This window comes from Flavobacteriales bacterium, from assembly GCA_016699575.1.
Taxonomy (GTDB): Bacteria; Bacteroidota; Bacteroidia; order Flavobacteriales_F; family PHOS-HE28; genus PHOS-HE28.
Map to the genome: position 1 here is coordinate 4,059,539 of CP064979.1, position 26,745 is coordinate 4,086,283.

The following is a 26,745-nucleotide window of genomic DNA, read 5'->3' on the forward strand; positions in this document are numbered from 1 at the left end:
TCAGAACCGCAGGATCGTCATCTGCTTCTCCAGCGGATCAATGGCCAGCAATCTGTCCAGCAATGCAGGACCATGCTCAACATACCAAGGCAAGAAGTTGTCCCGACGCTCGTGGAGCGCACCGCCAGGCAGAAAGCGCTCGTGGATCTTGGCCAACCGTGATAGAGCCAGTTCCTGATCTCGCTTTGCCGCACGGACGAACTTGCCGCCAACGGACTCCAACCCCTTCAGGGCCTTCTGGCCTTCTCCCAGCACACTTGCTTCGAGGGTAGGATCGATCCCTTTGGCCCGTGCTGCGAGCTTGGAATAGAACGCTGACAATTCCGTGTGCTCAATGGAAAGGTCGGTATCGATCGTGCTGAGCGAACTGGCCAGCCGGGCATTCACCGTATCCAAGGGAGCAAAGAGATCCGAAGGAGCCAACCCGAGTTCCTTGAGCCGGTCAACATCCGCTCGTGACATCAACTGGGCGCTGGTCCGTAGCACCACCACCGGCATGGGCACCCGCATCCCTTGGAAAAGCCAACGTAGTTGAAGCCAATAGGCCACTTCGCCGCCACCGCCGATGTAGGCCACGTTCGGTAGAACGGTCTCTTGGTAAACGGGGCGGAGCAGAACGTTCGGGCTGAACAGTTCCGGCGCTTGCTGCGATAGACCGACAAGTTCGTCCGCACTGTGCTTGCGCGCTTCACCGGACACCGAATATCCATTGTCTTCCACGGAGATCCGGTCCCTCCTGCCCTCGCCGAGCAGGAACAAGTTGATGTCGCGCACGTGCGCCTGTTCGCTGTAGTGTTCGCCCAGTTTGGCGTTGGCGTATTGCACCGTGCGCGCTGTCACCTGATTCAACAGTTCTTCACCCAATACGGGGGTGAACTGGCGCTTCAGGTGCGGGTCGTCCCCATCCAAGCACACCACCCCGTAACGGCCGAACATGGCATTGATGAAGTGCCTGGTGGCCTCGGTGAGCGTGCGGTCTTCGGTGTACGCGGCACGCAGGTGCCCTTCGATTTCTTCCGCGAAGGGGCCCTTTCCCAGAAGGGCGATGGCGTTGTCCAGCACCGCGCCGATACCCTGGAGCTTCATCCGTCCAACCGCACCGCCGGCAATGCCCGTCCATTCCACCTTCTTGCCGTGCAACCAGGCGTGGTCCACTTCAGCCCGGTCGTGGTCCTCGCTGGCCAGCCAGAAAACCGGTACCACGGCGCGACCCGTCCATGAAGAAAGGTCACGGGCCAGCCTCACCGTGTTCATGATCTTGAGGGGCACGTAAAGTGGGCCCGTGAACAGACACAGCTGGTGACCAGCGGTGACCGTCAGGGTGCCATCGTTCGCCAGCCGGTCGATGGTGGCACGCACTGCTTCGTGCGGTTGAAGGCCGGAGTATTGCCGGGCCAGAGCCGCCACCAGTTGCTGCCTGGCATGGGCCGGGAATTGCCGCTCAGCCACGGCCTGCATCAAGCCCTCTTTGCTGAAGGCGTACTGACGGTGTTCACGAAGACGCTCGTCATCGTTCAAGTAGTCCAGGACAATCGGCGCGAAACGTCCCGTTGCGGCATAGCTGATGCGCTCCAAGGCTGTGTGCCGGTGATCGTACCCCCGGCGCGCCGAAAGTAGCCGTGCCGCATCCACCCCTCCGGCTACATTCGAGCGCAGAACCAATGACCATGTTCAATCGCTTGGCAAGCACCTTGGTGCTGGGCTTCGTCATCACCTCCTTGACAGCCCAAGACACTGTTCGTGTGCAAACGCTCACCTTCGACAGCATCACCACACGGCGCGGCTGGTGGGTATTCCCGGACACGACGCACACCTACCGAAAGGTGCTGATGCACCACACCTTGAAATGCGACCCGCAGACCACCCAGGACCAATACGCCTGCGGGGAATGGGACTACCTCACCTACAACATGGTGCACCTGCACACAGGTCTGTTGGACAGCAACGCTGTGCAGCACCCTTGGTTCAAGGTGGGCGTTCAAGCGCCCGACAGCGCTGAGCAGTCCGTTGTTCCGGGTTCGCACCAGTATGCACGGCTGGTGCTTAGCGGCAGTGTGCTCAGCGTGAACACTGAGACCATCAGCGCTCTTGGAACGGGCAACGCCCTGGATACAATGGCATTGGACCATGCCGAGGCCACGGTGCGCTCGCAATACCTCTACTCCGCTGGCGACCTGGTCGGCGCCGGAATGGTGGGCGGGGTACCGATCAACCAACTACGGTTCCCGATCACTTCAGGGGCCGGTTCCGCCCGTGTCGTTGTGAGCTTGGGCACAACCACCAATACGGTGCTTGCCGACTTTGAAGAAACCATGGTGCGCGTTTTCGACAATACGGTGGACCTGGCCGCGGACACGCTGGTTTTGACCCTTGGACAGCCGTACCACTTTGACGGCACGGGGAACATCGTGCTGGAACTTGCACTGTACAATGAGAACCCCCTCGTTGGCGCCGCTCTGGTTGCCAGCGACGATGGCCAGCCCGTGGGTGTGCAGCAGGCCGGTGCAGATGGTTTTGTGCACCTCAACAATGACTTCATCGGTGTGAAGGCCGACAGCCTTGCCACACTGGGGAGTGCCGTTACGATCACGCTGCGTGTTTGGGGTGATGATGCCCTTCCAATGAGCACTACCGTGCTTGAAGCCGTGGACGCCCAAGAACGGCGCATCCTGAACGTGCATTTGCCTTGGAGCGACAGCCGCGTGTACTGGGATGCCGGTAACGATGGTAGCGGCTACGACCGTATCGACAAGGCGGCGTCCGCTTCCAACATCAAGGGACAGTGGAACGACTGGGCCTTCGTAAAGAACACGGCGACGGGCAGCATGAAGATCTACCTGAACGGGGCGCTCTGGCACAGTGGAACCGGCAAAACCAAACCGCTCTCCGGTATCACCCGGTTCAAACTGGGCAGCGATGCCAACGGCAATGTTCCGTACCAAGGCAAGCTCGATGAGGTGAACATCTTCCGCACTGAAGTGAGCGCCGCCACCATTGCAGCCTGGGCCGGCCGTAAGGTGGACCCTTCGCACCCCGACCACAACGCGCTTTTGCAACAATTCAGTTTCGATGAACCGCACACCGTTCAACACGCGACCAATGTGGCCAACCCCGCCGAGATGGCATGGTGCATGGGAACGGTGCGCCGCGATCGCGTCCCCGCAACCGAACTCAACACTGCACCGCAGCAACTTACACATCGGCCTGATGTCATCTTCGTACAAGGCGACCATGTGATCCAACTGGACACGAACATGGTGCTGGACGAAGTGCCCCGCGAGCAGTTGAGCGTAGAACACTTCGCGGTGCAGGGGAACAGCGTTGTGCCCATTGACACGCTCTTCGGCGGTCTTGGTGGGTGGAACTACACCCACGATACGGGCGGGAACGTGGTCGATTCGAACTACTGGGCAGGTACCTGGCACTTCAACAACACGCTGTACTACTTCAGTATACCCTTCCCGGAGGTCATCGACTATGAGATCGGGCGCTACATCACACCGTACGGCATCGGCCTTTCGCTGGGTGCGAGCGGCTTCCGTTGGACGTTCGATGTCACCGACTACCAATGGCTGCTGCATGACAGCGTGGAGCTGAGCGCAGGCAACCAGCAGGAACTCATCGATCTGGAGTTCGAGATGATCGAAGGCATGCCTGCACGGCCTGTCGTGCAGCATACACGCCCATGGGGCGGATTGAGTTCATTCAGCTATGCCAACCTGGACAATGACGTATCCCTCCCGGCCGTAACCGTGGCAACCCACCCGGACGCAACGCAGTGGAACCTGCGCGCACGCTTCACCGGGCATGGGCACAACAGCAACAATGGCCAGTACCCGCATTGTTGCGAGTGGAAGGACAACACGCACTACGCTTTTGCGAACGGCTCGCAGATCGACGAGTGGCACATCTGGCAGGAGAACGATTGCGCCCTGAACCCGGTGTACCCGCAAGGTGGCACTTGGCTGGGCAGCCGCGAAGGCTGGTGCCCCGGCGATCTGGTGAAGGACCACAGCATCGAGATCACCCCGTATGTGAGCGGAGGACAAGTCACGCTGGACTACGACATCACACCCGTGCCCACCAACAATCAAGGCATGGGCGGCGGCAACTACGTGGTGAACATGGACCTCTTCGAGTACGGGCCAAGCACGCACGCTTTGGATGCCGAGGTGTACATGGTGAAGCGCACCAATGATGAAGCCTACTACGGACGTGAGAACCCCATGTGCACGCCGCCCTTGGTGACCCTGCGCAACGCGGGAACCACGACATTGACGAGTGTGACCTTCACCTACGGTGTGAGCGGCGGAAGCGCGCTGACGCACACCTGGAACGGCACCATGGCCATCGGAGAGCAAGAGGATGTTGAACTGCCCGTGACCGATGGCGCCTTCTGGCAAGGCGATGGCACCAACCAGTTCACCGTGAGCGTGAGCGCACCGAACGGAGGAGCCGATGCCTACGCGGACAACAACAGCTACACCACGCACTTCGAACTTCCCGAGGTCTTCGCAGGCAACTTCATCATCAACTACCGCACGAACAACCGGCCGTGGGAGAACACGCTCACCATAACGGACATGTGGGGCAGCGTGGTGCACAGCCGCGCCAACCACACGGCCAACACGGTATACAGCGACACGCTCTCCTTGTGGGACGGGTGCTACACGATGGAGTTCCTCGATAGCGGCAACGATGGGCTCACCTACTGGGCCGACACGCAGCAAGGCAGCGGCTACTTCCGGTTCCGCAGCCTAACGGGAAGCCTGCTCGAGAATTTCGAAACGGAGTTCGGGCGGCGCATCTTCAAGGCGTTCGTCATCGGTAACATGGTCGGGGTTGAAGAGCAGACCATTACCGCCGGCTTTGCGGTATACCCCAACCCCAACGATGGGCGCTTCACCCTACGTGCGGACGGCTTGGACGGCCCCCAACAACTTCGTGTGCTCGACATGAGCGGGCGCGTTGTACTGAGCGAACAATGGAACACCACGACTTCCACGGTGCGCACCATCGACCTCGGTGACGCCGCCAACGGCATCTACGTCGTAACGCTCTCTTCACCGGACGGAACGCTCCAACAGCGCATCCTCGTGGATTGATCGACCTCTGTCCCCCGAACCAACCCATTCCCACACATGCCCATCAGAATGACCCCGGACGAGCCGGGCGATGACCAACGCCAACGGCCCCAGATGCCCCGCCAACGCGGTGGCGGTTTCCCGAACATCGGTGGCGGCGGCGGCGGCGGCATGATCGGCATGCTGCTGCCGATGCTTTTGAAGAACCCCAAGCTGCTGCTCATCGGTGTGGCCATCCTGGCCGTCATCTATTTCATGGGCGGCATGGACGGTTGCGGTGGTGCCATGCCCGACGACCCTAACAACCCGGGTGGCGGTGGAGGCATCACCGATGTCATCAGCAACCTCTTCAACAAGGGCGCAACGCTGGACCCTGCCGAGTACGACAAAGCAGAAGTGTACGAGCCGCTGGCCGACAACGTGAAGAACCCGCTGCCGGAACGCGCCTCTCTCGATGCCTTCGCCCCACCCCGCTTGAACCAAGGACAGCAAGGCAGCTGTGTGGCATGGGCCAGTGCCTACGCCGCACGCTCCATAGTGCAGAACAAGGCTACTGGCGCGGCGCCGAACAAAGGCACGGCCTTCAGCCCAAGCTTCATGTACAACCGCATCAAGATCGAGAACAGCGGTTGCCAGGGGAGCTACATCCTGCGCGCCATGGACGACATGCTGAAGCGCGGCGCGGTTCCCCTCAGCCAGTTCGCCTACACCGACCAGAGCTGCAGCACCCGGCCCGACGCCGCTGTGGAACAGAGCGCATCGCGTTACAAGATCAAGGGTTTCCAGCGCCTGAGCAAAAGCGACGACCCGCAGAGCCCCGTGGACATGGTAGCCATGAAGCAATACCTGTCACAGGGTTCCCCCATCGTCATCGGCATGATGGTCGGTGGCACCTTCATGCAGGAGATGCAGGGCCAGGACGTATGGCTGCCCTCGGCCAGCGACCAGCGCATGGCGGGCTTCGGCGGCCATGCCATGTGCGTGATCGGCTACGACGACTACAAGCTGGGCGGCCAAAACGGTGGCGCCTTCCAGATCATGAACAGTTGGGGCACCGAGTGGGGCAAGAACGGCATTGCCTGGGTGCCCTATGACGCTTTCCAGTACTTCACCAAGGAGGCCTACGCTGTTTATCCGATGGGCGAAAGCGCCGAGGTGAAGCCCGCCAACTTCGACATCCGCTTCGGCCTGGCCGTGGTGGACGACAAGGGCAAGGCCACCGGCGAGAACATCGCTCTCAAACACATGGACGGCCGCACCTTCCGCACGGAGCGACCGCTGCCAAAGGGCACACGCTTCAAGGTGGAAGTGACCAACAACCTGGAGTGCTACACGTACATCTTCGGGCAGGAAACGAACGGCACCACCTACACACTGTTCCCTTACACGCCCAAACACTCGCCGTACTGCGGCGTTACCGGCACGCGTGTCTTCCCCAAGGACTTCAGTCTCGAACTGGACGATGTGGGCACCATGGATGTAATGGCCATCATGGTCACCAACCAGCCGTTCGACTACCCCGCCATCAATAAAGCGCTTACCGCGAACGCGGGCCAAGGCCTGAACGCAAAGCTCGAAGCGGTGCTGGGCGGCGAACTCACCGGTGCGAACTCGGCGCAATACCAGCAAGGCGCCACGTTCGGAGCGAAGGCACCGGCAAGCGCGAACGCGTTGGCCATTGTGATCGAAGTGGAGAAGCGTTAGGGAGAAGCGTTAGGGGGCCGAAGTGGACCGGGGCATTGGACGACCACTAGGTAGCCTGTACGACACGTGTGCTTTCAGGTGATCGCTCGACCGGTCATGGCCTCTTATCGAGCCCTGTGCACGGTTCATCCACCTGTGCACCCCGTGCGGAACGTTTTGTCACTGTTGCCGCTACCTTGGCAACCCCTAAATGCGCAACACCAACCCCAAAAACCTTTACACATGAACAAGATCTACACAACGCTGGCCGCTTTGGGGCTGGCAGGTGGTCTGCAGGCGCAGGTCATCGTTTACGTGCAGCAACCCCCGGCCTTGGAGGGCAGCTATGCATACACATGGGCCGATCCCGGAGGCGGCTGGGGTACCAATGACCTCAACGACCCGCAGTACGCCGTAACTGACACTGCAGTCTTCGTTGATGACGGCACACCCGCTGACTCGCTTGGATGTGACACCCTCATCAACGGTGCAGCAGTGAACGGCAAGATCGCCGTGGTTTATCGAGGCGAATGCAATTTCAGCTTGAAAGCCCTGATGGCACAGAACGAAGGCGCGGTGGCCTGCGTCATCATCAACAACATTCCAGGTGCTCCGGTGGGCATGGGCGCTGGTACTTACGGGGCGGACGTGAACATCCCGACGGTGATGATCAGCCAGGATGCCGGCGCGCAGCTGAAAGACGAGATCAATGCCGGCAACGTGGTGATGTTCATCGGCGCCATCAATGGTGCCTTCACCAACAACCTGAGCATATACAAGCCGGATCCCTTGTTGGTCAAGGCTTCGGCTTACCCCGCGGCGCTCTGCGGTAGCGCTACGGAGTTCAACTTCACTCCGGGCAGCTGGGTGCATAACTACGGCACTGCTGACCAGTTCGGTGTTACGCTCACGGGCGATGTGGACAACGGTGGCCAGCTTTACAACCAAACGTCCTCTCCCACCGACATTCCCGCAGGTGACAGTGTCTTCTTCGATCTGCCGGAGTTCAACCAGTCGAGCTACAATGGTTTCTACACCTTCACCTACACGACCGGGAGCTTCGGTGGTGCGGATGACGTTCCGGGCGACAACTCCTACGTGAACCAGTTCCTTATCGACTCGCTCTTCGCCTACGGCAAGATCGACCCGGGCACCCAACTCACGGTGCCGGCCGACTTCTACCAGCCCACGGGCCTTACGGGAACGTTCCAGCACTGCATCCACTTCCAGGATGCCAATGCCAGCCGCATTGGTGCCATGGGCATGTGGGTATCGGTCACAGCCAGTGGCACCGATTCACTCACCGGCGAGCTCATCGAGGTGCGCGCGTTCGAGTGGAACGATGTGTTCACAGGGATCACCGATGCCACCTTCGATGACCTGAATGAAGTGGCCTTTGCGGATTACACCTATTTGGACAACACTTTGGAAAGCAAGAATCTGTACGTTCCCTTCGAGCAAGGCTTCCAACTGGTGAACGATAGGCGTTACCTGTTCTGCCTTACCACTTACAACACGGTGCAGTTCCATGGGTTCGACAACTACTACAACTACGACGAGAACACCCTGGCCAACGATCAGCCCACGACGGTTGTTGACAACGACGGTGCTTGGGCCCCTGCTGGTTTCGGCAGCGATGTTCAGAGCTCCATTGGCGTGGTGTTCGGTGCGCCCGACGTAAGTGTGAACGAGAACAGCAACAACGTTGACCTCACGGCTTACCCTAACCCTGCCCGCGACATGGTGCGCGTGCCCTTGAGCGGTTTCAATGGTGCCGCCGATCTGCGCGTAGTGGACGTGAACGGGAAACTCGTGAAGCAGCAGCGTGTGAATGTGGGCAACCAGGTGCTCGTGCTCGACGTGACCGACGTGGCCGCGGGCACCTACACCTTCAACATGGCATTCGCCGACGGACGCAACAGCACGTTCCGCGTGGTGGTGAGCAAGTAAGGTCACCATTCCTCGAACAAGAGAGCCACGGAAGTCCGTGGCTTTCTTGTTCAAGGACACCTTGTCCCTCCCCAACTGGCGGTTTTTTTTTGGGTTGCCTGAGACGGACGGATCTGTGGGGTCATGCGCGATCTAACTGCCGGCCGGTGAGGAACGAACATGAAACACATAAGGCCCCTTCCGGGGCCTTACGCATAACGTGTTGAGGGTGGAACTACTTCTTCACGATCTCCACCAACTCCATCTCGAAAACCAGCGTGCTGTAGGCCGGTATTGCGGGTGTAGGGCTTTGCGCGCCGTAAGCCAGGTTGCTGGGGACATAGACCTTGTAACGTGAGCCTACGTGCATGATCTGAAGGACTTCGGTGAAGCCTTTGATCCAATCCTTCACGGGGTACTCCGTCGGAGCTCCGCGCTTGTAGCTGCTGTCGAATTCGTTGCCATCGATGGTCTTGCCGCTGTAGTGCACCTTCACCACATCCTCGATCGTCGGTTTCGGGCCCGTGCCTTCCTGCAGCACTTCGTATTGCAGACCGGTTTCAGTGGTGATCACACCCGGACGCTTCCCGTTCTCGGTCAGGTAAGCTTCCCCGGCTTTGATATTGGCTTCGCCCTTCTTCTGCTCAGCTGCCATCACCTCCTGCTGCTTCTTGATGAGGAAGGCGTTCAGGGTGGCGGTGAGCTTCTCCTTGTCAACACCGGCCGCGCTGTCCAGTGCATCTTGGAAACCTGCGGCCATGGCCACATGGCTCATGGAGTCCATGCTGCTCCTCATCAGCTCCGAGCGAAGGTTGGAGCCGTAGTCGTGACCGATCGCATAGCTCACGGAGTCAATGGTGGTCTTCAGGTCGGTGCGTCCGCCTTTCTGGCCGGTGACGTCGTTGGAGCAAGCACTGAGGATGGTGAGGGCCATCGTGGCCGTGGCGATCCGGAAAGTCATGTGTTCGGGTTTGGGGTGCCGCTGGATGCGGAACGGCCGCGAATGTAGAAGGCGCCCCGGGGCGGAGCGCCTTCACAACCTTTGGACAGTCCGCGGGCAACCGGGCTCAGAACACCATGGGCTCGTTGGTGCGGCCCACGACCATGCGGCGCGTGCGGTCCACGGCCACGCAGCCACCATCCTTGTCGAAAGCGATGTTGCCCACCGGGCCGGCGTACTTCTGGCCGGCCATGAGCCTCTCCAGTTCCAGGATGACCGCCATGCGCAATCGCCGCGTTCCATCCTCGAACTCCCCGGCGTTGGCTCCATGGGTGTCCACAAGCACCTCCTTGGCAAGGTGCCCAGGGTGCTCGAACCGGAGCACGGCCTCGGCTCCTACAGGCAGGTCGATGTCGAACCGGCCCATGGGCGTGATGGGGACCCAGTGCTCCTCACCCTTGATGTGCAGCAATACCCGGGTCTTCTCGAAACCAATGTCCTCCACATGCACCCAGCCGGTGATGTGAACGGCGTCGAGGGTATTGCCGGGCGCAGCGAAGGAGGACGTGCTGGCCATCAAAGCGAAGGCAAGCATGGTGGGAACTAGGGTGAGGTTGCGGGGCCGAGGGGTGCGCATGCGGTTGATTTTCCCACCTGAACGGCACATCGCGCTCTACCGTTCCCGGGATCCGACAGAGACCGTCGACATCTTCGCCGAACAAGCCGGAACGGCAGTCGACCACTGCGATCGCTTCGACCTCAGTAGCGCAGGCGTTCTTCGATCTCTTTTCGCAGCGCACCCCCGTGCACCGCGGTCATCAACGCAGTGCTCAGGGCCATCAGTGGCGACAGCAGGAAGGCCGCCACAGGCAGGAAGATGCTGAAGGTGCTCACCCGGCGCTCGCGGCTGCGCTGGCCCTTCCGGGCACCGGCCATGATGAACGCCCTGTATTTCGCGAAGAGCTTCAGCGCCCGTTTCTCCAGCACCAATAGCGAGGGTTTGATGCGCGAGGAACCGGCAGCCAGTAGATCCGCATTGAGTTCCGCAACGGTTCCCGCATTCAAATGGCGAGCGATGATCGGGCCGAAGCGGGACATGCCCGCGATGTCCTGTTCGCGGATGCCCGCGGCAGGGAAGACCAGGAACGGGTCCTTACGCCCGTAGAACATCCAACGGATAATGGTGACCAAACTGACGACGTTGGGGCTGCGGTCCTCGGCCAGGATGTTACCCACCACCCGGCCACCGAGCCCGCCCACCATGGCGCGCACTTTCTCCTGGGCATGCACCCACATGTTGCGCGCGCCGATCACCGTGAGGACCGGCTTGTTCGCGAAAACAGCCGCCGCCGCAGGGTGCTTCAGGAACGAATTGACCGGAATGCTCGGGTTGAGGTACCAGATTGTGTAGCCGAGTATGACGAGGTCATAGTCGTGCTGCGGCACGTTGAACGGCTTCAGTTCGACCGGATCACCATTGACGGATTCGGGGAACACACCGAAGAACCGCATGCGCGACCATGGGAAGTCGAACGCAACGGCGGGTTCGATCCGCAGGTGGTCCACAGCGATGCCCTGGTCCAAGAGCGGCGCGGAAATGGAATCGAGCACCCGGGTGAGCTGGCCGGTCTGGCTGTAGTGGATGACGAGCACGCGCTTCATGGTTCAGCTGCGCTTGAAGTACTGCCACAATTTGCTGATCGGCTTGCGCACCACGATGAGCGGGCTGACCTGTTCGCCGTTCAACTTCCACGCCTTGAACACCTCCAAATTGGCCCGCCAGACGTGCGCCAGGGAGCGATTGCTCACGCCGCCCAACCGGAACCGCACAAGCACTTTGGGAACATACCGCGCACGCAAGCGGTGCTTGTACAGGAAGCGGAACATCAATTCGTAGTCGGCGCTCACCTTCAGGTCTTCCCTGAAGTGCCCAAAGCGCTGATAGGCGGTGCGGCGGATGTACGTGCCCAAGTGCGGCGGCATCCAACCCTTGCGGAAGTTCTCACGATCGTAGTCGCCACCACGCCAATAACGCCTCACGTTGGTGATGTCCTCGGGATCCACCATCAACGCGTCGCCGTAGATCACATCGGCATCGTTCCGATCGAACTCCTTGACCATCGCCGTAAGGACATCCCTTCGTGCGATCATGTCACCTGCGTTCACGAAGGCCACAACCTCGCCCGTTGCAAGGTGAAGGCCTTTGTTCATGGCATCGTAAACGCCATTGTCACGCTCGCTCACCACATGGGCCAGGACTTCCCGGTAGCGTTCAACCTTGGCCATGGTCCCGTCCGAACTACCACCGTCCACCACGATGTGCTCGATATCGCGATGGTCCTGCATCACCACGCTGCGCAACGTTTCATCGATGTGCGCTTCGGCATTGAAGCAGATGGTGATGATGGAAACCTTCACTCGCTGATGACCCGTTCACGGGCCGGCTTGGCGGGGTTGCCACGATAGATCATGTAGGGTTCCAGGTCGGTGGTGGCCACACTGCAGGCCGCCAGCACGCTGTGGGTTTTCATGCGCACCCCAAGGAGCACCATGGCCCCCGCGCCCACCCAGCACCCACGTTCAAGCACGACCGGCTTGCTCATCGTCGGGTAATCGACCTTCTTGTAGTCGTGGCTACCGATGATGATCATGGCGCCTTGGCTGATCACCACATGGTCTTCCAAAGTGAGTTTGTCGATGTTGTCCAGCCAAGCCGCCTGGCCGATCCAGCAATGGTCGCCGATGGTGAGCTTCCAAGGGAACTTGATGTTGACACGCGGGTGGATGACCACCCCCTTGCCCACCTTGGCACCAAAGAGCCGGAGCAACCAGGGCTTCGGTGTGCGGAAAGGGAACAGCGGGTTTAGGAAGAACAACGCGTTGGTGAAGTACCAGAGCGTGTACTTGACGGCGCCAGCACCGATGCTGAAGTCGGAGTTGTCGAACCGGCTGAGGTCCACCGAGCGGCGTTCTCCGTTCATGGGATCAGCATTCGTGCGGTTCGTTCAACAACTTCGGGAGCCGCCAAATATCGTGCTGCCATGGCGAGAGCACCGTCGCGCAGCTTTGTTTGGCCAAGTTCATCCAACTCCACTGCGAGGTGCAGTGCCTTCACGAAAGCCGCCCGGTCGTCCAGTGGCAGGTCCCACCCGGCATGGGCGGCTTCCAGCCCCTTCCACGGCGTGCGGTTGCTAATGAGCAGCGGAAGCCCGCGAGCCAGCGCCTCGGCCATGGTGTGCCCGAAGTTCTCCCCCTGGCTCGGCATGAAAAGCAGGTCGTATTCGTCCATCAACCCCGGGACTTCCTCCGGATGCGCCGTGCCTTTGTGGCTCACATGGACGTTCGGTGGTAGTTGGGCCATGGCTTCTTGGCATTGGCGCCAGTAGTCCTCATCATAGATAGGACCGTACAGGTCGAACGTGATACCACCCGTTAGCCCTCGCAGGCACTGGATGGCGAAGAGTGTGTTCTTCTCCTTGGCAATGCGGGCCACGCTCAGCAGCTTCAGTTCACCCGGGACCTTGGCGCGTTGTTGGGTGCTGTGTGCTACCGGCATGCGGCCCAAGTTCGGGATGGAATGGACCACGCCATCCGGTTCGAGCCAGTGCCTGATGTCCTGTTCCTCTTCAGCGTTCGTCGCCTGGAACTCCACGCCCTTGTAGCATCCGAAGGTGCGCATCCCTGCCAGGAAAGCCCGCTTCTTGAACCGTCCGTGCTCCATCATTCCGCTGGCGAGCATGCCGCGGGGTGCAACCACCCGGCGCTGCTTGCCGCCGTTCAGCAACCACAACGGCATGATACTGAACCACCGCGAGTAGAGCCCGTTGACGTACACGCAACTCCACTCCTGCTCCTCCAACAAGCGCTTCCAAGCGCCTTTGTTGGTGCCACCGGTGGATGCGTACCATACGTGCTCTCCGCCCACCAATGTGGTCCACCGGTCCGGGGTGATACCGGAATACGGCGTCGTCTCCGTGTACTCGGTATCGCTCGTCACGATGTGGAAGTCGATGCGCTCGCTCAAGTGGTCCACCATGTTCACCATGCTTCGCACCGGACCACCGGCCTTGTAGCCGGGCGTGTACCAATCGATGAAGGCGAGCACCTTGGGCTTCATGTTCTTCGGTTGCTTGGGGCCGCCAAAGACACAGCCAGCTTGGCCCATTCCGCAGGTGACCATCGGGCACCAATGGCGGCTGAGGAAGCACCCATCAGGGCGAGCGTAGTCCCGTTCAGCTTGAACACGTTCAGCAAGGCTTCGCGCAAAGAGCTTTCGTCACCTGCGCGGAACGTCCAACCGTTGCGGCCTTCTCCAAGGAACCGCTCACGAGCACCCACGGCATCACTGAGCACCAGGGGAAAACCAGCGCATGCATGTTCGTGCACCACCACACCCCAAGGCTCGTAGGTGCTGGGCAGGATGAACACACCGCATTGTTCCAATAGTTCAGGCATGTCATCAGCCTGCACGAAGCCCAAGTGCTTGATGCGTGGATGGCGACCGCTTTCGGAGCGCATTACATCGTCATGGAGTTCACCCGTGCCAGCGATCCACAACTCCCATTCACCGGCCACACCTTCATTGCACAGCTTCGCGAACACGTCGCAGAGCAACTGATGCCCTTTGGTGGGTATGTAGCGGGCCACGCACAGCAGCCGCTTCGGGAACGAAGCCTGCTTTGCTTCCTGGAACTGCGCTGCCAACGGCGCGAACCGGTCCACATCGGCGGAATAGAAACCTGTGCGGACGTGCTCCTGCCGGAAGCCGAGCTTGCGCGCGTACTTGGCTTGGGCTTCCCCTGTTACCCACGCATGCGTGAAGGTGCGCTTGAGCCAGAGCCGCGCTGCAATGGTGGCGGCAAGCTGCCGCAGGTCACCACGCCAAGCCGTATCGCTGCACATGATGGTGGGTTTTCCGCGACGCCGCATGGCGCGACAACAGCGCAGGTAACCCTTGTCCACCCAGCCACTGGCGAAGACCGCGTCGGGGTTTATTCGCACCACCAGGTCCAGTAACGCGGCATCGTCCAACTGAGACCGGTCATGCACCTTCAAGCCATCCCCGAACTGCAGAGCGAACGGTGCTTCCTTGTTCACCGGCCACCGCACTATATGCACCTCGGCACCGTGGTCGCGCACCAGCCGTTCCGCGCAAGCGAGGAAGTACGGGGCGAGTTCGGTGTAGAGGAAGAGGAAGGTCATTCCTGGATCAAGTGTCAAAGCTCAAGTTCCAAGTCCCAAGCTCAAAGAACGAAGCCGGTCAACCAACTGGCGTGGACGACTGTTCTTCGCGATCAGCTCGAAACGGCACACGGAGGCACGGAGGCACGGAGCACCGGTGCGACCGGCAATTCTCCGCGCCTCTGCGCCTCTGTGTGAGTTGCATTCAACAGGCGCCATGCGCAAGGGGGTGTTTCCTGGTATGCTCGACAAGCAGTTCGGCGAAGGTGGTGAAGCGGAAGTCGTCGAACAGGCGGCGCATCTTGGGTTCGGTGGTTCGCAAACCGACGTAGGTCATGAAGCGGCGCTTGGCGCTCATGGGCAGCCTGGGTTGGGCCGGGTCGATCTCGCGTGGATGCAGGTAGAACACAACGCTCCGGCCTTCGTGCTGCACGGCGCGGACACGGTTACTGATCAGCCAGTACGGGAAAAAACGCATGTAACCGCCACCGAAGAAGTACATGCGTTTGCCAAGCAAGCTGCCCAGCGAAATGGGGAATTCCACGAGGTCGCCGTGGGTAGTGCTGATGACGTGCGGCACCGGCTTGGCATTGGGCAGACCGCCATGGCCGCGACTTCCGGGAAACACACTACTGTCGTAGAGGTAGCCCGCGGCGCGCACCTCGTCGAAGAACCATGGCGTCTCCTGGGTGACGCTGAAGCCCGGGCAACGATAGCCTTTCACGGCCACCCCACCGGCCTGCTCAATGATGTCCTTCGCCTTGCGTATGTCGTCCGCGAACCGTTGCCTGGTTATTGTGTACACCAGTTCGTGCGCGTAGCCATGGCTCGCGATCTCGTGGCCATCGGCCAACGCTTCACGCACCAGATGCGGCCATCGTTCGGCTACCCAGGCTAAAAAGAACAGCGTGCACTTCACGTTCTTCTCCCGGAAGATGTCCAGCATGCGACGCGTGTTGCGCTCCACATCGCTTTGCAACAATGCCCACTTCTCGAGCGGCGGTGTGCTGGGCAGGTCAAGGATGTGGAACCAGTCCTCCACATCGACGGAGAAAACGCAAGGAGGTGAAGAGCGCTGGTTCAAGTGTCAAAGTCCAAGTTCCAAGTGTCAGGGCTCAAGGGCTGCAAGCCGCGCGAAGAAACGCAAGCCAGGGATGTTAGCAGCATACCGCCACCCACACCCTCGTCATCCCGACGAAGGAAGGATCCCGCCCGATCCAGTGCCATTGACAGTCTGTGCAGCATCTTCCAGTACCAAGCATCACGCGGCATCCTTCGTCGGGGACACCTCGGTATGACGGGGCATCAGGGAATATCCACCGCCAAGCATTCCTTGAAATTTGAAACTTGACACTTGGAACTTGGACTTTGACACTTACAGTGCCCCTCACCCGCCCAGCTTCACCTTGTAGTCGTCGTAAGGCGTGCGATGGTTCTTGTAGCGGTTGTTGAAGTACCGCGTAACGAGGAGGATGCCCGGCACTCCGAGCAATGTGGGCCACAACCAGATGAGCCACGCCGGCAGCCATGGGAACCAGCCCGGGAAGTTGACGGCACTGAAGGCGCTCATGGTGGCGATGTACCCCGCCAGCATACCGATGATGTGCTCTATGAGCCAGGCATGCCGCTCGTGTTTGCGCTTGAAGAACAGGAACACTGAACGCGCAACGAGCAGGGTGCCCAGCAGCCCGAACACCACAAAGACCGGGTAAAGCGGGCTACGGTCGTGCTTGAGGACCAAACCGAAAGTGCCCCACAGCAACAGGCAGAAGTTGAATGCCCCAGCCGTGCCATGGAGCACCCAATCCATGCGTTGGGCGCGCTGGCCCTTGTGCAGCTTCTTCAGGTACAGTCCCCGCCAGCCACTGGCCACCAAATGGAAGCTGAACACCGCCACCAAAGCCATAACGAAGTTCTCGCGTGCCACACCGACCACGATGGCCGTGGCGCACACCAGCATCATGGTATAGACGAACACCTTGCCCCAGAGACGGTGCCAGCGCCCACCCTTCCGCACGGCCATGGCCAGTGGTGCCGCCACCAGCGCCACGCCGCCGCTCAGGGCGTGCAAGGCCATAACGAATTGATAGCTCGGTTCCCCTGGCTCCATATCAGCGCTCCTGCGGAAGACGAACGTAAGGGCCGGAAGGAAGCCTGAAGGAAGGGTCGTTCATTTTGGGGAGGGTCAGAGGACAATTAACCTCTCCACACCAAAGTGAGCGCCATCCCTCAGTACCGAAACGAAATACTGTCCTCGCGGAAGGTCTGTGAGCACTAGTCCGTCTCCCGCTGGCCTCATGAATAAGCGCGAAACCAAGCGGCCAGCAAGGTCCCTGACTTCAACTTGATAAGTGTGTGCAGGTTCGAACCCACTGACCCAAACGGATTGTCCGAGTAGCGATGGGTTCGGCGAGGTGGTCACTGCCCCTGTGTCTAAGTGTTCGACCACCGTCGTCGGATCAGCATACGGCTCAACATCCAGTCCATCTGTTTGTCCCGTGGAGTCCGTCTTTACTACATACACGGAACGAATACCTGGGCCATACCCCTCGCACCAACCAGCGACCACAAAGCCGCCATCTGAGGTTGGCTGAATGCAATACCCATCCGCTGGTTGACCGTTGCCGTAATTGTTACCTACTAAGAACCAACCCTCTGGTTCTGTTCGGGTGAAGATCATATCCCGGGCCCCAAGGTTCAGGGTATTGTATCCGGTGAGCACGAGATCACCGTTTGCGGCCCGGGCGATAGCCGCCCCCCCTGCGTCGACCGTGTTTCCAATGACCTGTTCCCAAACGAACTGTCCGGACAAGTCAACTGAATACAGATGAATGAACTGGACATTGGACTGGCTGATCGTGTTGCCGATAGCCACATAGCCCACAGAGGGGACTTCGACTATGCCATGGAACACATCCGTGCTGTCCCCAACGTGCTGCTCGCTCCAAACCTGGTTCCCCTGAGCATCAAGCTTGACCATTAGCGCGTCGGAATAGGTTCCGGCCCCGTCTATCTGACCGACAAGCACCACCCCATCATCCAAGGTTGCGGTCAGGCCACGACATTGGCTTGCGTAGGGTTCACCAAGCGAAAAGCTCCAAGTCGTCGTCCCGCTCAGGTCCAAAGAGAGAACGTTGGCCGATCCATAGGGCGAGTCCATGCCGTACTGAACGCCACCAAGAAGTATCCTGTCTGTCGTGACATCCAGCGCATGGCAGATATCCCAGTCCTGCCCTCCATAGGACTGTTCCCATTGAAGGTCGCCCTGGAAATCGAGCTTCGCCAAGTAGTAATCGTAACCCCCAAAAGCCCCAGTAGTCGTAGTACCGGCTACGACGAAACCGTCCGAAAGTTCGCCGCCGCCTATGCCGCTATCCACCCCAGGCCCTCCAATTGCGCGTGTCCATGCAGGTTCGCCAGCAGCGTCAAGCTTCAAGACGTAGATATCAGATGAGCCATTCCCGAAACTGCCAGTACTCCCTACCACAAGAAAACCACCATCACTGGTTTCGATCACTGAATGGGCAACACTCGTTCCAGTCCCGCCATAAGACCTTCTCCATGTGTCCTGCGCACTGGTGATAGTGGCTGCGTGAATGACCAACGCGCTCGACACGATCCTGAAGGTTTGGCTCGGGGTCATGGGCATGGTTCTGGGAGGCAAGCTAATCGCGAAGACGCCGGGTGGTTTTCCTCCGCTGCCTTCAGTTGACGTGCTCGGGTACATTCGCTTCCTGTATGGAGATTGGAGCAAGCGATCTTCCCGGTGAGCCCAGTAGGTCAATTGAGCGGAGTGCTTGGCTGCCATTCCTGCCTGATTGGGTATTCGCGGTTCTGTTGGTCGGCTTCATTGGAGCCAAGGCAGCGTACCTAAACCTGCCCTACTACTGGGACGAAGCTTGGGTCTATGCACCTGCGGTCCATGCCATGCACGCATCCGGACCTACTCTGCTTCCCGACAACATCAGCACGTCTCTTTCAAGAGGACATCCCCTGATGTTTCATTTTCTCGGGAGTCTCTGGTTATCCGTGTTCGGTCCGTCGCGCGAATCGTCGCACGCGTTCGTGCTTGTCACCGCCGCAATACTGTTGGTCTTCGTGTATCGGTGGGTTGCAAAGCTGAGCGGCAAGTGGTCGGGCATTGCGGCTGCGGCCGTTGTTGGCGGTAACGAATCCTTCTTGGCTCAGAGCGGTATCCTGTTGCCCGAGTCCCTACTGGCGTTGTTCACCCTGCTCTCGTTCGCCGCTTACCACTCTGATCGACTCTGGTTGTACGCTCTAGCGTCCTCCGCCTGCGTGCTTACAAAAGAGTCCGGCGTGGTGATCGTGTTTGGCCTGGTCTGCTGGCACCTCTACGCAATGATCAGGGATGCTCAGCAAGGATTGGAACAAAGACGACGATGGAGATGGTTGCTAGTGCTTCTCCTACCCGTGGGCGTGCTTTCGAGTTTCCTCTTCTACCAAAGGGTCCGGTTCGGCTGGTTCCTTTTTCCCGAGCATACTCAACTCGTGAGTTTGAACCTTAAGGACGTCATCTACAAACTGAAGCTGTGCCACGCCTTCCTATTCGAATGGAACGGAATGGAGGCAGCCACCTATGCGTTCGCCTTCGTCTTCCCGTTAGCATGGCGCGGTTGGAACCGCTGGTGGTTATTGGCAGCGGGTCTTGCCTTGGTGGCGGCAATCAAAATTCTCTACGGGCGCTGGGGTCTGCCACAGGATTTCACGATCCCAGCCGTACTCGCCTGTCTTTTCTTGTACCAAGTTCTCTTCTTGGAGAAACTGAGAATGGCGAACCGTGTTCTAGGGGCAGTTGTCTCTTCCGGGTTGGCTTGCGTTGTTGCCTTCTCGCTGTTCTCGGCGTTGAACTTCTACACGGAGCGCTATCTCCTATGCCTGATCCCACTGATCGCTGTGGTGTTCATTCCTGCACTCGAATTCGCATTGCGCGATTACCCTAAGCCCGTCTTTGCCGGTGTAGCGCTTTGCGTCCTGTTTCCGATAGCGTGGTCCATCGGCAAACAAGGCGGCATCAAAGACGTCAACCTAAACTATGCCGACGACATCCGTGCACGGCAAAGGGTCATTCGCCTGTGTGAGTCGCTGGGACTGAAGGATGACCCGGTGGCTGGATCCTTCTTGGAACTGTACTACATGACCGATCCGCTCCTTGGCTACCTCTCTGGCGAATCAGTGTTTACCAATGTCCAAAGTTCTATCGGGGCTGAAACAGAGTTTGCGATCGTTTCAAGCGTGACCAGTGCAGAGGAACTTTTGCGCGCCCATCGATCTGGTCTAAGGGTTCTCAATGTTCAGGTCTCCGGTTCAGCGTGGTGTGCTCTATTGGGTCGAACCACCACCCACCCCGCTGCCCCACCGCCCGTGGGATCTTCGGCTTCCGGCCGCTGAGCAGCTGCTCCTGCGCCTGACCTTCGTGCCCTCTTTGCACGCATGCGCAGCATATTCGGATTCCTCGTCTTCGTGGGCATCATCGTGCTCATTGACCTGTATGCCTACAAGGGCATGAACACGGCCCTGGCCGGCTGGACCGACGTGGGTCGGCGCTGGATGCGCTTCATCTATTGGGCCGTCAGCATCGGCCTCATTGCCACTTGGGTGTGGCTGTTCGTGAACATCGCTGAACTGCGGGCCAACCGCAACTACTCGTTCGTGTTCTCGCTCGTGGCCGTGAGCATGCTGTTCTTCCTGCCCAAGCTCGTGGTGGTGGCGTTCCACCTGGTGGAGGACCTACTGGAGCTTCTGCGGTGGGCCGCCGCCAAAATGCAGCCCGGTTCCGAAGTTGTCACTTCGAGCGGAGGCGAGAAGCAACCTATCTCCCGCATCCGTTTCCTCAGCCAAGTGGGTCTTGCGTTGGCCACCATCCCGTTCGCTGGGGTGCTGTACGGCATAACGCACGGCCGCCGGAACTTCAGGGTGGAACGCGTGACGATACGATCGGACAAGTTACCGGAACAGTTCAACGGGCTGCGCGTGGTGCAGATCAGCGACATGCATCTGGGCAGCTTTCCCACCGACAGCGACATCGTTCAGCGTGGTATCGACCTCATCAACGCCGAGGAGCCCGATCTGATCCTCTTCACCGGCGATCTTGTGAACGACTACAGCGAAGAGGCGGAGCCATGGCTTGAGCAGCTTACGAAGCTGGAAGCGCGTATCGGCAAGTTCAGCATCCTGGGCAACCACGATTACAGCGACTACGCCCGCTACCCCAGCCGCGAGGCCAAAGCCGCCAACCTTGAACGCCTGAAGAAGCACCATGCTACCATGGGCTTCCGGCTGATGCTGGATGAACGCCTCAACATCGAGCGGGACGGAGAGCATATTGAGCTCCTGGGCGTTCAGAACTGGGGCACGAAATTCCAGCAGTACGGCAACCTGGCCAAGACAGTGGCGGGCAGCAACCCTGAACGCTTCCGCCTGCTGATGAGCCACGACCCCAGCCACTGGGAAGCGCAGGTGTGGGCCGAGAAGATCGACCTGATGTTGAGCGGGCACACCCACGGGGCGCAGTTCGGCATTTCCATCAACGGCCAGACCTACAGCCCGGCACAGTGGTTCTACAAGCACTGGGCTGGCCTCTACGAGCACGAGGGCATGCGCCTCTACGTCAACCGCGGCTTCGGCTTCATTGGTTTCCCGGGCCGCATCGGTATGCCGCCGGAGATCACGGTGCTGGACCTGCGGAAGGCCTGAGCAGTCACTGTTTTTCTCACGCAGAGACGCAGAGAACGCGGAGAAAAGGCCACTTCGGCTTTGCCATGAGCCTAGGCGGGAGCAGAATAAACCCGGGTCTGTATCGCTCTTTGTCCCCCGCGCCCCAGCGTAAGGCCGTATTCGTATTTCTCTGCGTCCTCCGCGCCTCTGCATGAGGCTGTATTCCCTGGTCTCCGCGACCTTGCCGTGAAGTTCGCATTCACCATGAAGCGGTTGTGCGCTGATGCTAAGTGCAGAGTGTATGGCCCCTCCTCTTGTTCCATACCAAGGAACCGCCTGAACGGTGACCCAACGAGCACGTACTTGTCGGAACAGCACACGATCTTCGTTCCACCCATGCGCACATCATCCGTCCTTCTCGCGTTCGGAGCCGTTCTGGCCCTGCATGCCCAAGACTACGTGACACCGGACCAGTACACGTTCAGGGTGGACAGCAACGTGGTCTATGGCGTCGACACGAATTACCTGGGCCTCACGGACACCTTGTTGCTTGACGTTTACACGCCCAACAATGCCGATACCAAGCGACCGCTGGTGGTCTTCGTGCACGGCGGCAATTGGCTCGGGGGCTGCAAGGACGACCCCTCCGGCATCGTTCCGTTACTGCACCAGTTCGTGAAGCGGGGTTATGTGGTGGCCAGCGTGAACTACAGGCTGGGCTGGCACAAGGACGATTGGGTGGGCGACCCGGTGGCGGGCTGGCCCATCAGCTTGTGGCCCATCACATACCGCACCTTCTATGCGGCCGATAGCCTGGAAATGGTGCGCGCCATCTATCGCGGCCAGCAAGACGTGAAGGGTGCGATCCGCTTTATGAAGGGCCGCGCCGAATTGGACAGTGTTTGCACGGACAAGGTCTTCGTAGGCGGCGAGAGCGCTGGGGGCTTCGTGGCGTTGGCTGCGGCGTTCCTCGACTCGCCCAATGAAAAGCCCTTGGCTTGCGGTGCGCTTCCCGATGCGCCCATTCCCTATTTCAAAACGCTTAATGGCACCGCATTCAACTGCGTGGTGGACAGCTTCACGGCTGGTTCGCAGGAATTGGCGCGGCCCGACCTAGGGCCCGTGGATGGCGACCTTAACCAGAACGGCCATGATGCCAGTGTGAAGGGCGTGGCGAACTTCTATGGTGGTGTTCCTCACGATGCCTTTGCCCTGGATTGGTGGCAGGGGGCCGACACCCCGGCGGTGTACCTCTACCACCAAACCTGCGACGGCATCGTGATGTTCGACCGCGGCCGACCGATCACCACCATCAGCGCGTACTGCAACCTGGGCAGCACCCCGTGGCACACCAACTATCCGTTCCTGTTCGGCAGTGGCCGCATCGCCGACACGTTCGCTGGTATGTCCGCGCCCCCCACCTACACCACCGACTTCGAGAGTTGTGCCATGTTCGACCCCAACTGGGCCCTGTTCGAGTGCCAGCGCTACGGCAACAACGGCAGCTACCACTACACGGCGAACCACGCGCTTCGCGGGCAGAACCTCGCCACGTTCTGGGCGCCTATGGCCAGCGACCCCGGGGCTTGCTTAGGCATGGGCCAGCTCGCAATACCTATAGCGGCATTCGCGCTATGGCCCAATCCGGCTAGCGATGTCGTGCAATTCTCGCATCCAGACCTGGGCGCCGGTCGCATCTTGGTGGAAGTCCTGGACGCTCCCGGACGGCTCGTACACAGCAACTCGATCGTAGTAACCGATAACGCCGGCTTGTTGGACCTGCCCCCGGGTCTCGCGCCGGGACTCTACCGGCTGCGCTTGGTCCGATCCACGGCGTTGCTTTGTGGCGCCTTCAGCATTGTGCGCTAGCAGTTCCTTATAGGCCTTGCGGTTTATCTTGCCGGACCCTACCCGCAACGCTTACCCGTTGCCCTCCACCAACCCCCATCGCTCGATGAAGTTCGTTCCGACGGCTGCCTGCCTGGCCCTCTGCGCCTCACTGCCGATGGCCCTGTATGCGCAGGACGTAAAACCGCGCAACCATGGCCATCTGACGATCCAAAAAGGCCTCGAACTGGAGGAGAAGGACGACCTGGCCGGGGCCGTCACCCTATACGCCACCGTGAACCGGAACGACAGCTTGTACGAGCGCGCCCTGCTCCGTCAAGTGAACGTCCTCGCACGGTTGGACCGCTATGCTGAGGTCCTGGTGGCCACCGACCGCGGCCTTGCCCTAGACAATGAGCGCAAGCACTACTTCCTCCTGAACAAAGCGCTCGCCCTGCACGAGCTGAAGCGCTACGACGAGGCCATTGCCCTGCTCAAGGAGGGCATGCAGCGCTATCCGGGCAATTTCCACATGCACAACATGTATGCGGCCACCCTGGAAAGCAAAGGCGATATGGCCGGCGCTTTCGAGGCGTTCAAAACCAACGTGTTGCATTTCCCATTGTCGCAGGAAGCTCACATGAACCTGGGCAACCTCGCCATCATGGAAGGGCGTACCTCGCAAGCCGCCTTATCCTATTTCATGGCGCTCACCGTTTCGTGGGGCGATACCCGGAGCGAGCGGGCACTGATCCGCGTGGACGAATTGCTGAACAACAACTTGGACGCGGAATCCAAGGGCTACGACCTGGGCAACGGCGATGCTTACACGGAGCTGGACCTTTTGCTGAAGAACAAGGTGGCCATGAACAAGGGCTATAAGCTGAAGCCAGACCTGCCCTACCCCTGCGTGCGACAGGGCCACTTCCTGCTCTCCACGCTCACCAAGCAGGAACCCGGCAGCGACTTCTGGGGCTCGTTCTACATGCCCTTCTTCAACAAGCTCATGCAGAACGGGCAGTTCGAAGCCTTTGCCCACCACATCCTCAGCAACAGCACGAATCCGAAGATCAACGCATCCTACAACAAGAACAAAGGGATGGTGGAAACCTGGCGCAAGACGTTGTTCGCCACGTTCAATGAACTCTACGCCACATACCCGGACAGCTGCGGCGGAACGGTGAAACCCGTCTTCCACCTCTGGAACGATGATCACAACCTCTTGGCCGTTGGCGAGGGGAACATGCACCAGGATGAACAGGTGGGCCCTTGGAAGTTCTATGGTGACAATGGTGCCGTTTCGATGAAAGGGGAATACAACGCCGAGCACAAGAAACAAGGCGAGTGGAAGGCCTATCACGACAACGGTTCGGTTTCCCGCGTGAACAATTGGGCCAACGGAGAAGAGAACGGTCTGTTCCGGACCTGGTACCGCAACGGAGCGCCCAAGGACAGCGTGAACGTGGTGGCGGGCAAAGGCGATGGCACCTACACCGAATTCTGGGACACCGGCCGCATCAAGAGCAGAAAGACCTTCACGAACGGTGATCTTACAGGGCCGGCTTCCTTCTACCATGCGAACGGCGCGTTGGAGTTCAACGTCGCCTTGGTGAAGGACGAGTACGACGGCGCAGTGAAGGCCTACACCCCTGACGGCAAGGTGAAGTACACCGGTTCGTTCGCAAAGGACAAGAGCACCGGCGAAGTGGTGCGCTTCCATCGGAACGGCAACAAGGAGTCCTCGTACCAGTTCGTTGACGGCAAACGCACCGGCCCCTTCACGGAATGGTTCGTGAACGGCACCAAGGAGAGCGAAGGCACCTACGCGGCCGATAAGCGCACGGGCAAGCACGCGGCGTGGTACCCGGACGGTACGTTGCGAACTGAAGGCGAGTACGACGCACAAGGCCGCGAACAGGGCGTGCACAAACAGTACAACAGCGACGGCACGTTGCACTCGGAGTTCGAATACCGCGGAGGCCTCCTGATCCGTTACCGTTACCTCGATCGGTCAGGCAAAGTGCTTGGGGAAGGAAAACGGGCCAAGGGCCGTTTCCAATTCGTGGGCTTCACCCCTGACGGTGCGAAGCGCATGGAGGGCAGTTACCTGGACGAAGGGGCGAAAGACGGTCCGTGGAAATGGTACTGGCCTGATGGAACACTGCAGGAAGAAGAGAACATGAAGAACGGTGAGCAGGACGGCACCCAGAAGGTCTATCGGGAAAACGGCAAACTGTTGCGCGAATACCGGTACGTGCCGGGCAAGCAGGGCGAGGGAACCTACCATGAATACTGGCTCGACGGATCACCTGACGACCTGGGGTACCTGGAGAACGGCCGATTGAACGGCGAGAACCGCCAGACCCATCCCGATGGCAAACCGTACGAGGTCGAGTATTTCGCCGATGGCGATCGAGAGGGCTGGCAGAGCTACTACGATGTGGACGGTGTGCTGATGACGGAGGAACGGGTGCACGACGGTGTGATGCGCGAATACGTCGGCTATGATGCCGCCGGCAAAGAGCACGACCGTGTGGTGCTGGGGCACGGTGCGATGGTGATGGAAACGAAATACCCCGATGGGAAGGTGAAAAGCCGCATCGAATACCTGAACATGGTCCGTCATGGCAAGGGCACCTGGTTCTATCCTGACGGAAGCAAGGAGCAGGAAGGCCAGTACGTGAACGGCGATGCCCATGGGGCTTGGAAAGGCTGGCATCCCAACGGGAAGATCCGGTTCGAGCGCACGTACGACATGGATGAGCTCACAGGGGTGAGCAAGTTCTACACGCTGGAAGGGCTCCTCGAGAGCGAGGACACGTACGAGAACGGCTGGAGCACCGGTTACAAGGAGTTCCACCGCAACGGGAAACCGGTGGTGGAACGTCAGCGCCGCTTCGGCGAGGAGCACGGAACCACCAAGAGCTGGAACATGGCCGGTGAGCTGCAATTGGTGCGCTACTACTGGGACGGCCGCCTGATTGGCTACAGCCACTCCGGGGCCGACGGCAAATTGGTGGACACCATTCCCCTTGGGGAAGGGCTCGTGCAGCTGCGGCCCAAGTACGCCAATGGCACGGTGAGCAGGGAGATGGACTTCCGCAACGGGGAGCTCCACGGCACCTACAAGGAATTCTACAGTGATGGCAAGGTGATGGAAGTGAGCAACTACGATTGCGGCGTACGCACCGGCACGGGCACCGAGTATTGGCCTTCGGGCAAGATCGCGGGCACCAGCAACTGGCAGAACGGTATGCGGCACGGGGAGTTCATCGACTACTGGGAAACGGGCCAACCCATGGACAAGTGCACCTGGAAGTTCGGTGAACGCCACGGTGAGCGGATCCTTTATGACAAAACCGGCAAGCCAACGCTCATTCTCACCTACCGCGACGACGAGGTGATGGGCATGCGCAAGCCCTGAGA

The 26,745-nt window shown here is 59.8% G+C and carries 18 protein-coding genes; 7 read left to right on the plus strand and 11 right to left on the minus strand.

Annotated features, from left to right (window positions below; all coding sequences use genetic code 11):
* Complete coding sequence (gene bshC / locus IPJ76_17020) at positions 1–1,575, minus strand: bacillithiol biosynthesis cysteine-adding enzyme BshC (protein QQR86268.1); 1,575 nt, start codon at positions 1,573–1,575, stop codon at positions 1–3.
* An 86-nt stretch (positions 1,576–1,661) separates the two neighbouring features.
* Here bshC and IPJ76_17025 point away from each other — a divergent pair, with 86 nt between their 5' ends.
* The 3 genes from IPJ76_17025 to IPJ76_17035 all read left to right on the plus strand — a co-directional run bounded on the left by IPJ76_17025 (position 1,662) and on the right by IPJ76_17035 (position 8,717).
* Positions 1,662–5,105 (plus strand): T9SS type A sorting domain-containing protein, encoded by a 3,444-nt coding sequence (locus tag IPJ76_17025; GenBank protein ID QQR86269.1) that lies wholly within the window; start codon positions 1,662–1,664, stop codon positions 5,103–5,105.
* 36 nt (positions 5,106–5,141) lie between these two features.
* Complete coding sequence (locus tag IPJ76_17030; protein QQR86270.1) at positions 5,142–6,788, plus strand: peptidase C1; 1,647 nt, start codon at positions 5,142–5,144, stop codon at positions 6,786–6,788.
* 222 nt (positions 6,789–7,010) lie between these two features.
* On the plus strand, positions 7,011–8,717 hold the full coding sequence (locus IPJ76_17035) for a T9SS type A sorting domain-containing protein (GenBank protein QQR86271.1): 1,707 nt from the start codon (positions 7,011–7,013) through the stop codon (positions 8,715–8,717).
* A 214-nt stretch (positions 8,718–8,931) separates the two neighbouring features.
* On the opposite strand, the gene IPJ76_17040 is transcribed toward IPJ76_17035, so the two are convergent.
* The 10 genes from IPJ76_17040 to IPJ76_17085 all read right to left on the minus strand — a co-directional run bounded on the left by IPJ76_17040 (position 8,932) and on the right by IPJ76_17085 (position 18,460).
* The gene (locus IPJ76_17040) at positions 8,932–9,657 is read right to left on the minus strand and encodes an FKBP-type peptidyl-prolyl cis-trans isomerase (GenBank protein QQR86272.1); all 726 of its coding nucleotides are present in this window, start codon (positions 9,655–9,657) and stop codon (positions 8,932–8,934) included.
* 106 nt (positions 9,658–9,763) lie between these two features.
* On the minus strand, positions 9,764–10,273 hold the full coding sequence (locus tag IPJ76_17045; protein ID QQR86273.1) for a hypothetical protein: 510 nt from the start codon (positions 10,271–10,273) through the stop codon (positions 9,764–9,766).
* 122 nt (positions 10,274–10,395) lie between these two features.
* Positions 10,396–11,298 (minus strand): dialkylresorcinol condensing enzyme DarA, encoded by a 903-nt coding sequence (locus IPJ76_17050; protein ID QQR86274.1) that lies wholly within the window; start codon positions 11,296–11,298, stop codon positions 10,396–10,398.
* 3 nt (positions 11,299–11,301) lie between these two features.
* Positions 11,302–12,054, minus strand: coding sequence for a glycosyltransferase (locus tag IPJ76_17055; GenBank protein QQR86275.1), 753 nt, complete (start codon positions 12,052–12,054; stop codon positions 11,302–11,304).
* Complete coding sequence (wcaF, locus tag IPJ76_17060; protein ID QQR86276.1) at positions 12,051–12,617, minus strand: colanic acid biosynthesis acetyltransferase WcaF; 567 nt, start codon at positions 12,615–12,617, stop codon at positions 12,051–12,053. Before wcaF ends, IPJ76_17055 begins: the two co-directional genes overlap by 4 nt.
* Positions 12,614–13,753: a glycosyltransferase gene (locus IPJ76_17065; GenBank protein QQR86277.1), complete on the minus strand. Its 1,140-nt coding sequence runs from the start codon at positions 13,751–13,753 to the stop codon at positions 12,614–12,616. Before IPJ76_17065 ends, wcaF begins: the two co-directional genes overlap by 4 nt.
* Positions 13,750–14,838: a glycosyltransferase family 4 protein gene (locus IPJ76_17070; protein ID QQR86278.1), complete on the minus strand. Its 1,089-nt coding sequence runs from the start codon at positions 14,836–14,838 to the stop codon at positions 13,750–13,752. The genes IPJ76_17065 and IPJ76_17070 overlap by 4 nt, the downstream gene beginning before the upstream one ends.
* Positions 14,839–15,022: 184 nt before the next feature.
* Positions 15,023–15,901, minus strand: a complete 879-nt coding sequence (locus IPJ76_17075; protein QQR86279.1) for a DUF3473 domain-containing protein — start codon at positions 15,899–15,901, stop codon at positions 15,023–15,025.
* Positions 15,902–16,204: 303 nt separating this feature from the next.
* Positions 16,205–16,894 carry a hypothetical protein gene (locus IPJ76_17080; protein ID QQR86280.1) on the minus strand — a complete coding sequence of 230 codons (690 nt, stop codon included), beginning with the start codon at positions 16,892–16,894 and terminating at the stop codon, positions 16,205–16,207.
* Positions 16,895–17,002: 108 nt separating this feature from the next.
* A complete protein-coding gene (locus IPJ76_17085) occupies positions 17,003–18,460 on the minus strand; it encodes a T9SS type A sorting domain-containing protein (GenBank protein ID QQR86281.1) in 1,458 nt (485 codons plus the stop codon).
* A gap of 95 nt (positions 18,461–18,555) precedes the next feature.
* Here IPJ76_17085 and IPJ76_17090 point away from each other — a divergent pair, with 95 nt between their 5' ends.
* From IPJ76_17090 to IPJ76_17105, 4 genes are all read left to right on the plus strand, one after another.
* Entirely contained in the window at positions 18,556–20,226 is a 1,671-nt protein-coding gene (locus IPJ76_17090) for a glycosyltransferase family 39 protein (GenBank protein QQR86282.1), read from the plus strand.
* A 42-nt stretch (positions 20,227–20,268) separates the two neighbouring features.
* Positions 20,269–21,531, plus strand: coding sequence for a metallophosphoesterase (locus tag IPJ76_17095; protein QQR86283.1), 1,263 nt, complete (start codon positions 20,269–20,271; stop codon positions 21,529–21,531).
* Positions 21,532–21,888: 357 nt separating this feature from the next.
* Positions 21,889–23,361: an alpha/beta hydrolase gene (locus IPJ76_17100; protein QQR86284.1), complete on the plus strand. Its 1,473-nt coding sequence runs from the start codon at positions 21,889–21,891 to the stop codon at positions 23,359–23,361.
* A gap of 85 nt (positions 23,362–23,446) precedes the next feature.
* Positions 23,447–26,743 carry a hypothetical protein gene (locus tag IPJ76_17105; protein ID QQR86285.1) on the plus strand — a complete coding sequence of 1,099 codons (3,297 nt, stop codon included), beginning with the start codon at positions 23,447–23,449 and terminating at the stop codon, positions 26,741–26,743.
* The last annotated feature ends 2 nt before the right edge of the window (positions 26,744–26,745 follow it).

Excerpts from the sequence above, each read along its gene's own strand:
- IPJ76_17025 (QQR86269.1), top strand. The coding sequence starts at position 1,662 with ATGACCATGTTCAATCGCTTGGCAAGCACCTTGGTGCTGGGCTTCGTC.
- IPJ76_17030 (QQR86270.1), top strand. The coding sequence starts at position 5,142 with ATGCCCATCAGAATGACCCCGGACGAGCCGGGCGATGACCAACGCCAA.
- IPJ76_17035 (QQR86271.1), top strand. The coding sequence starts at position 7,011 with ATGAACAAGATCTACACAACGCTGGCCGCTTTGGGGCTGGCAGGTGGT.
- IPJ76_17040 (QQR86272.1), bottom strand. The coding sequence starts at position 9,657 with ATGACTTTCCGGATCGCCACGGCCACGATGGCCCTCACCATCCTCAGT.
- IPJ76_17045 (QQR86273.1), bottom strand. The coding sequence starts at position 10,273 with ATGCGCACCCCTCGGCCCCGCAACCTCACCCTAGTTCCCACCATGCTT.
- IPJ76_17050 (QQR86274.1), bottom strand. The coding sequence starts at position 11,298 with ATGAAGCGCGTGCTCGTCATCCACTACAGCCAGACCGGCCAGCTCACC.
- wcaF (QQR86276.1), bottom strand. The coding sequence starts at position 12,617 with ATGAACGGAGAACGCCGCTCGGTGGACCTCAGCCGGTTCGACAACTCC.
- IPJ76_17065 (QQR86277.1), bottom strand. The coding sequence starts at position 13,753 with ATGAAGCCCAAGGTGCTCGCCTTCATCGATTGGTACACGCCCGGCTAC.
- IPJ76_17070 (QQR86278.1), bottom strand. The coding sequence starts at position 14,838 with ATGACCTTCCTCTTCCTCTACACCGAACTCGCCCCGTACTTCCTCGCT.
- IPJ76_17080 (QQR86280.1), bottom strand. The coding sequence starts at position 16,894 with ATGGCCTTGCACGCCCTGAGCGGCGGCGTGGCGCTGGTGGCGGCACCA.
- IPJ76_17085 (QQR86281.1), bottom strand. The coding sequence starts at position 18,460 with ATGACCCCGAGCCAAACCTTCAGGATCGTGTCGAGCGCGTTGGTCATT.
- IPJ76_17090 (QQR86282.1), top strand. The coding sequence starts at position 18,556 with ATGGAGATTGGAGCAAGCGATCTTCCCGGTGAGCCCAGTAGGTCAATT.
- IPJ76_17095 (QQR86283.1), top strand. The coding sequence starts at position 20,269 with ATGCGCAGCATATTCGGATTCCTCGTCTTCGTGGGCATCATCGTGCTC.
- IPJ76_17100 (QQR86284.1), top strand. The coding sequence starts at position 21,889 with ATGCGCACATCATCCGTCCTTCTCGCGTTCGGAGCCGTTCTGGCCCTG.
- IPJ76_17105 (QQR86285.1), top strand. The coding sequence starts at position 23,447 with ATGAAGTTCGTTCCGACGGCTGCCTGCCTGGCCCTCTGCGCCTCACTG.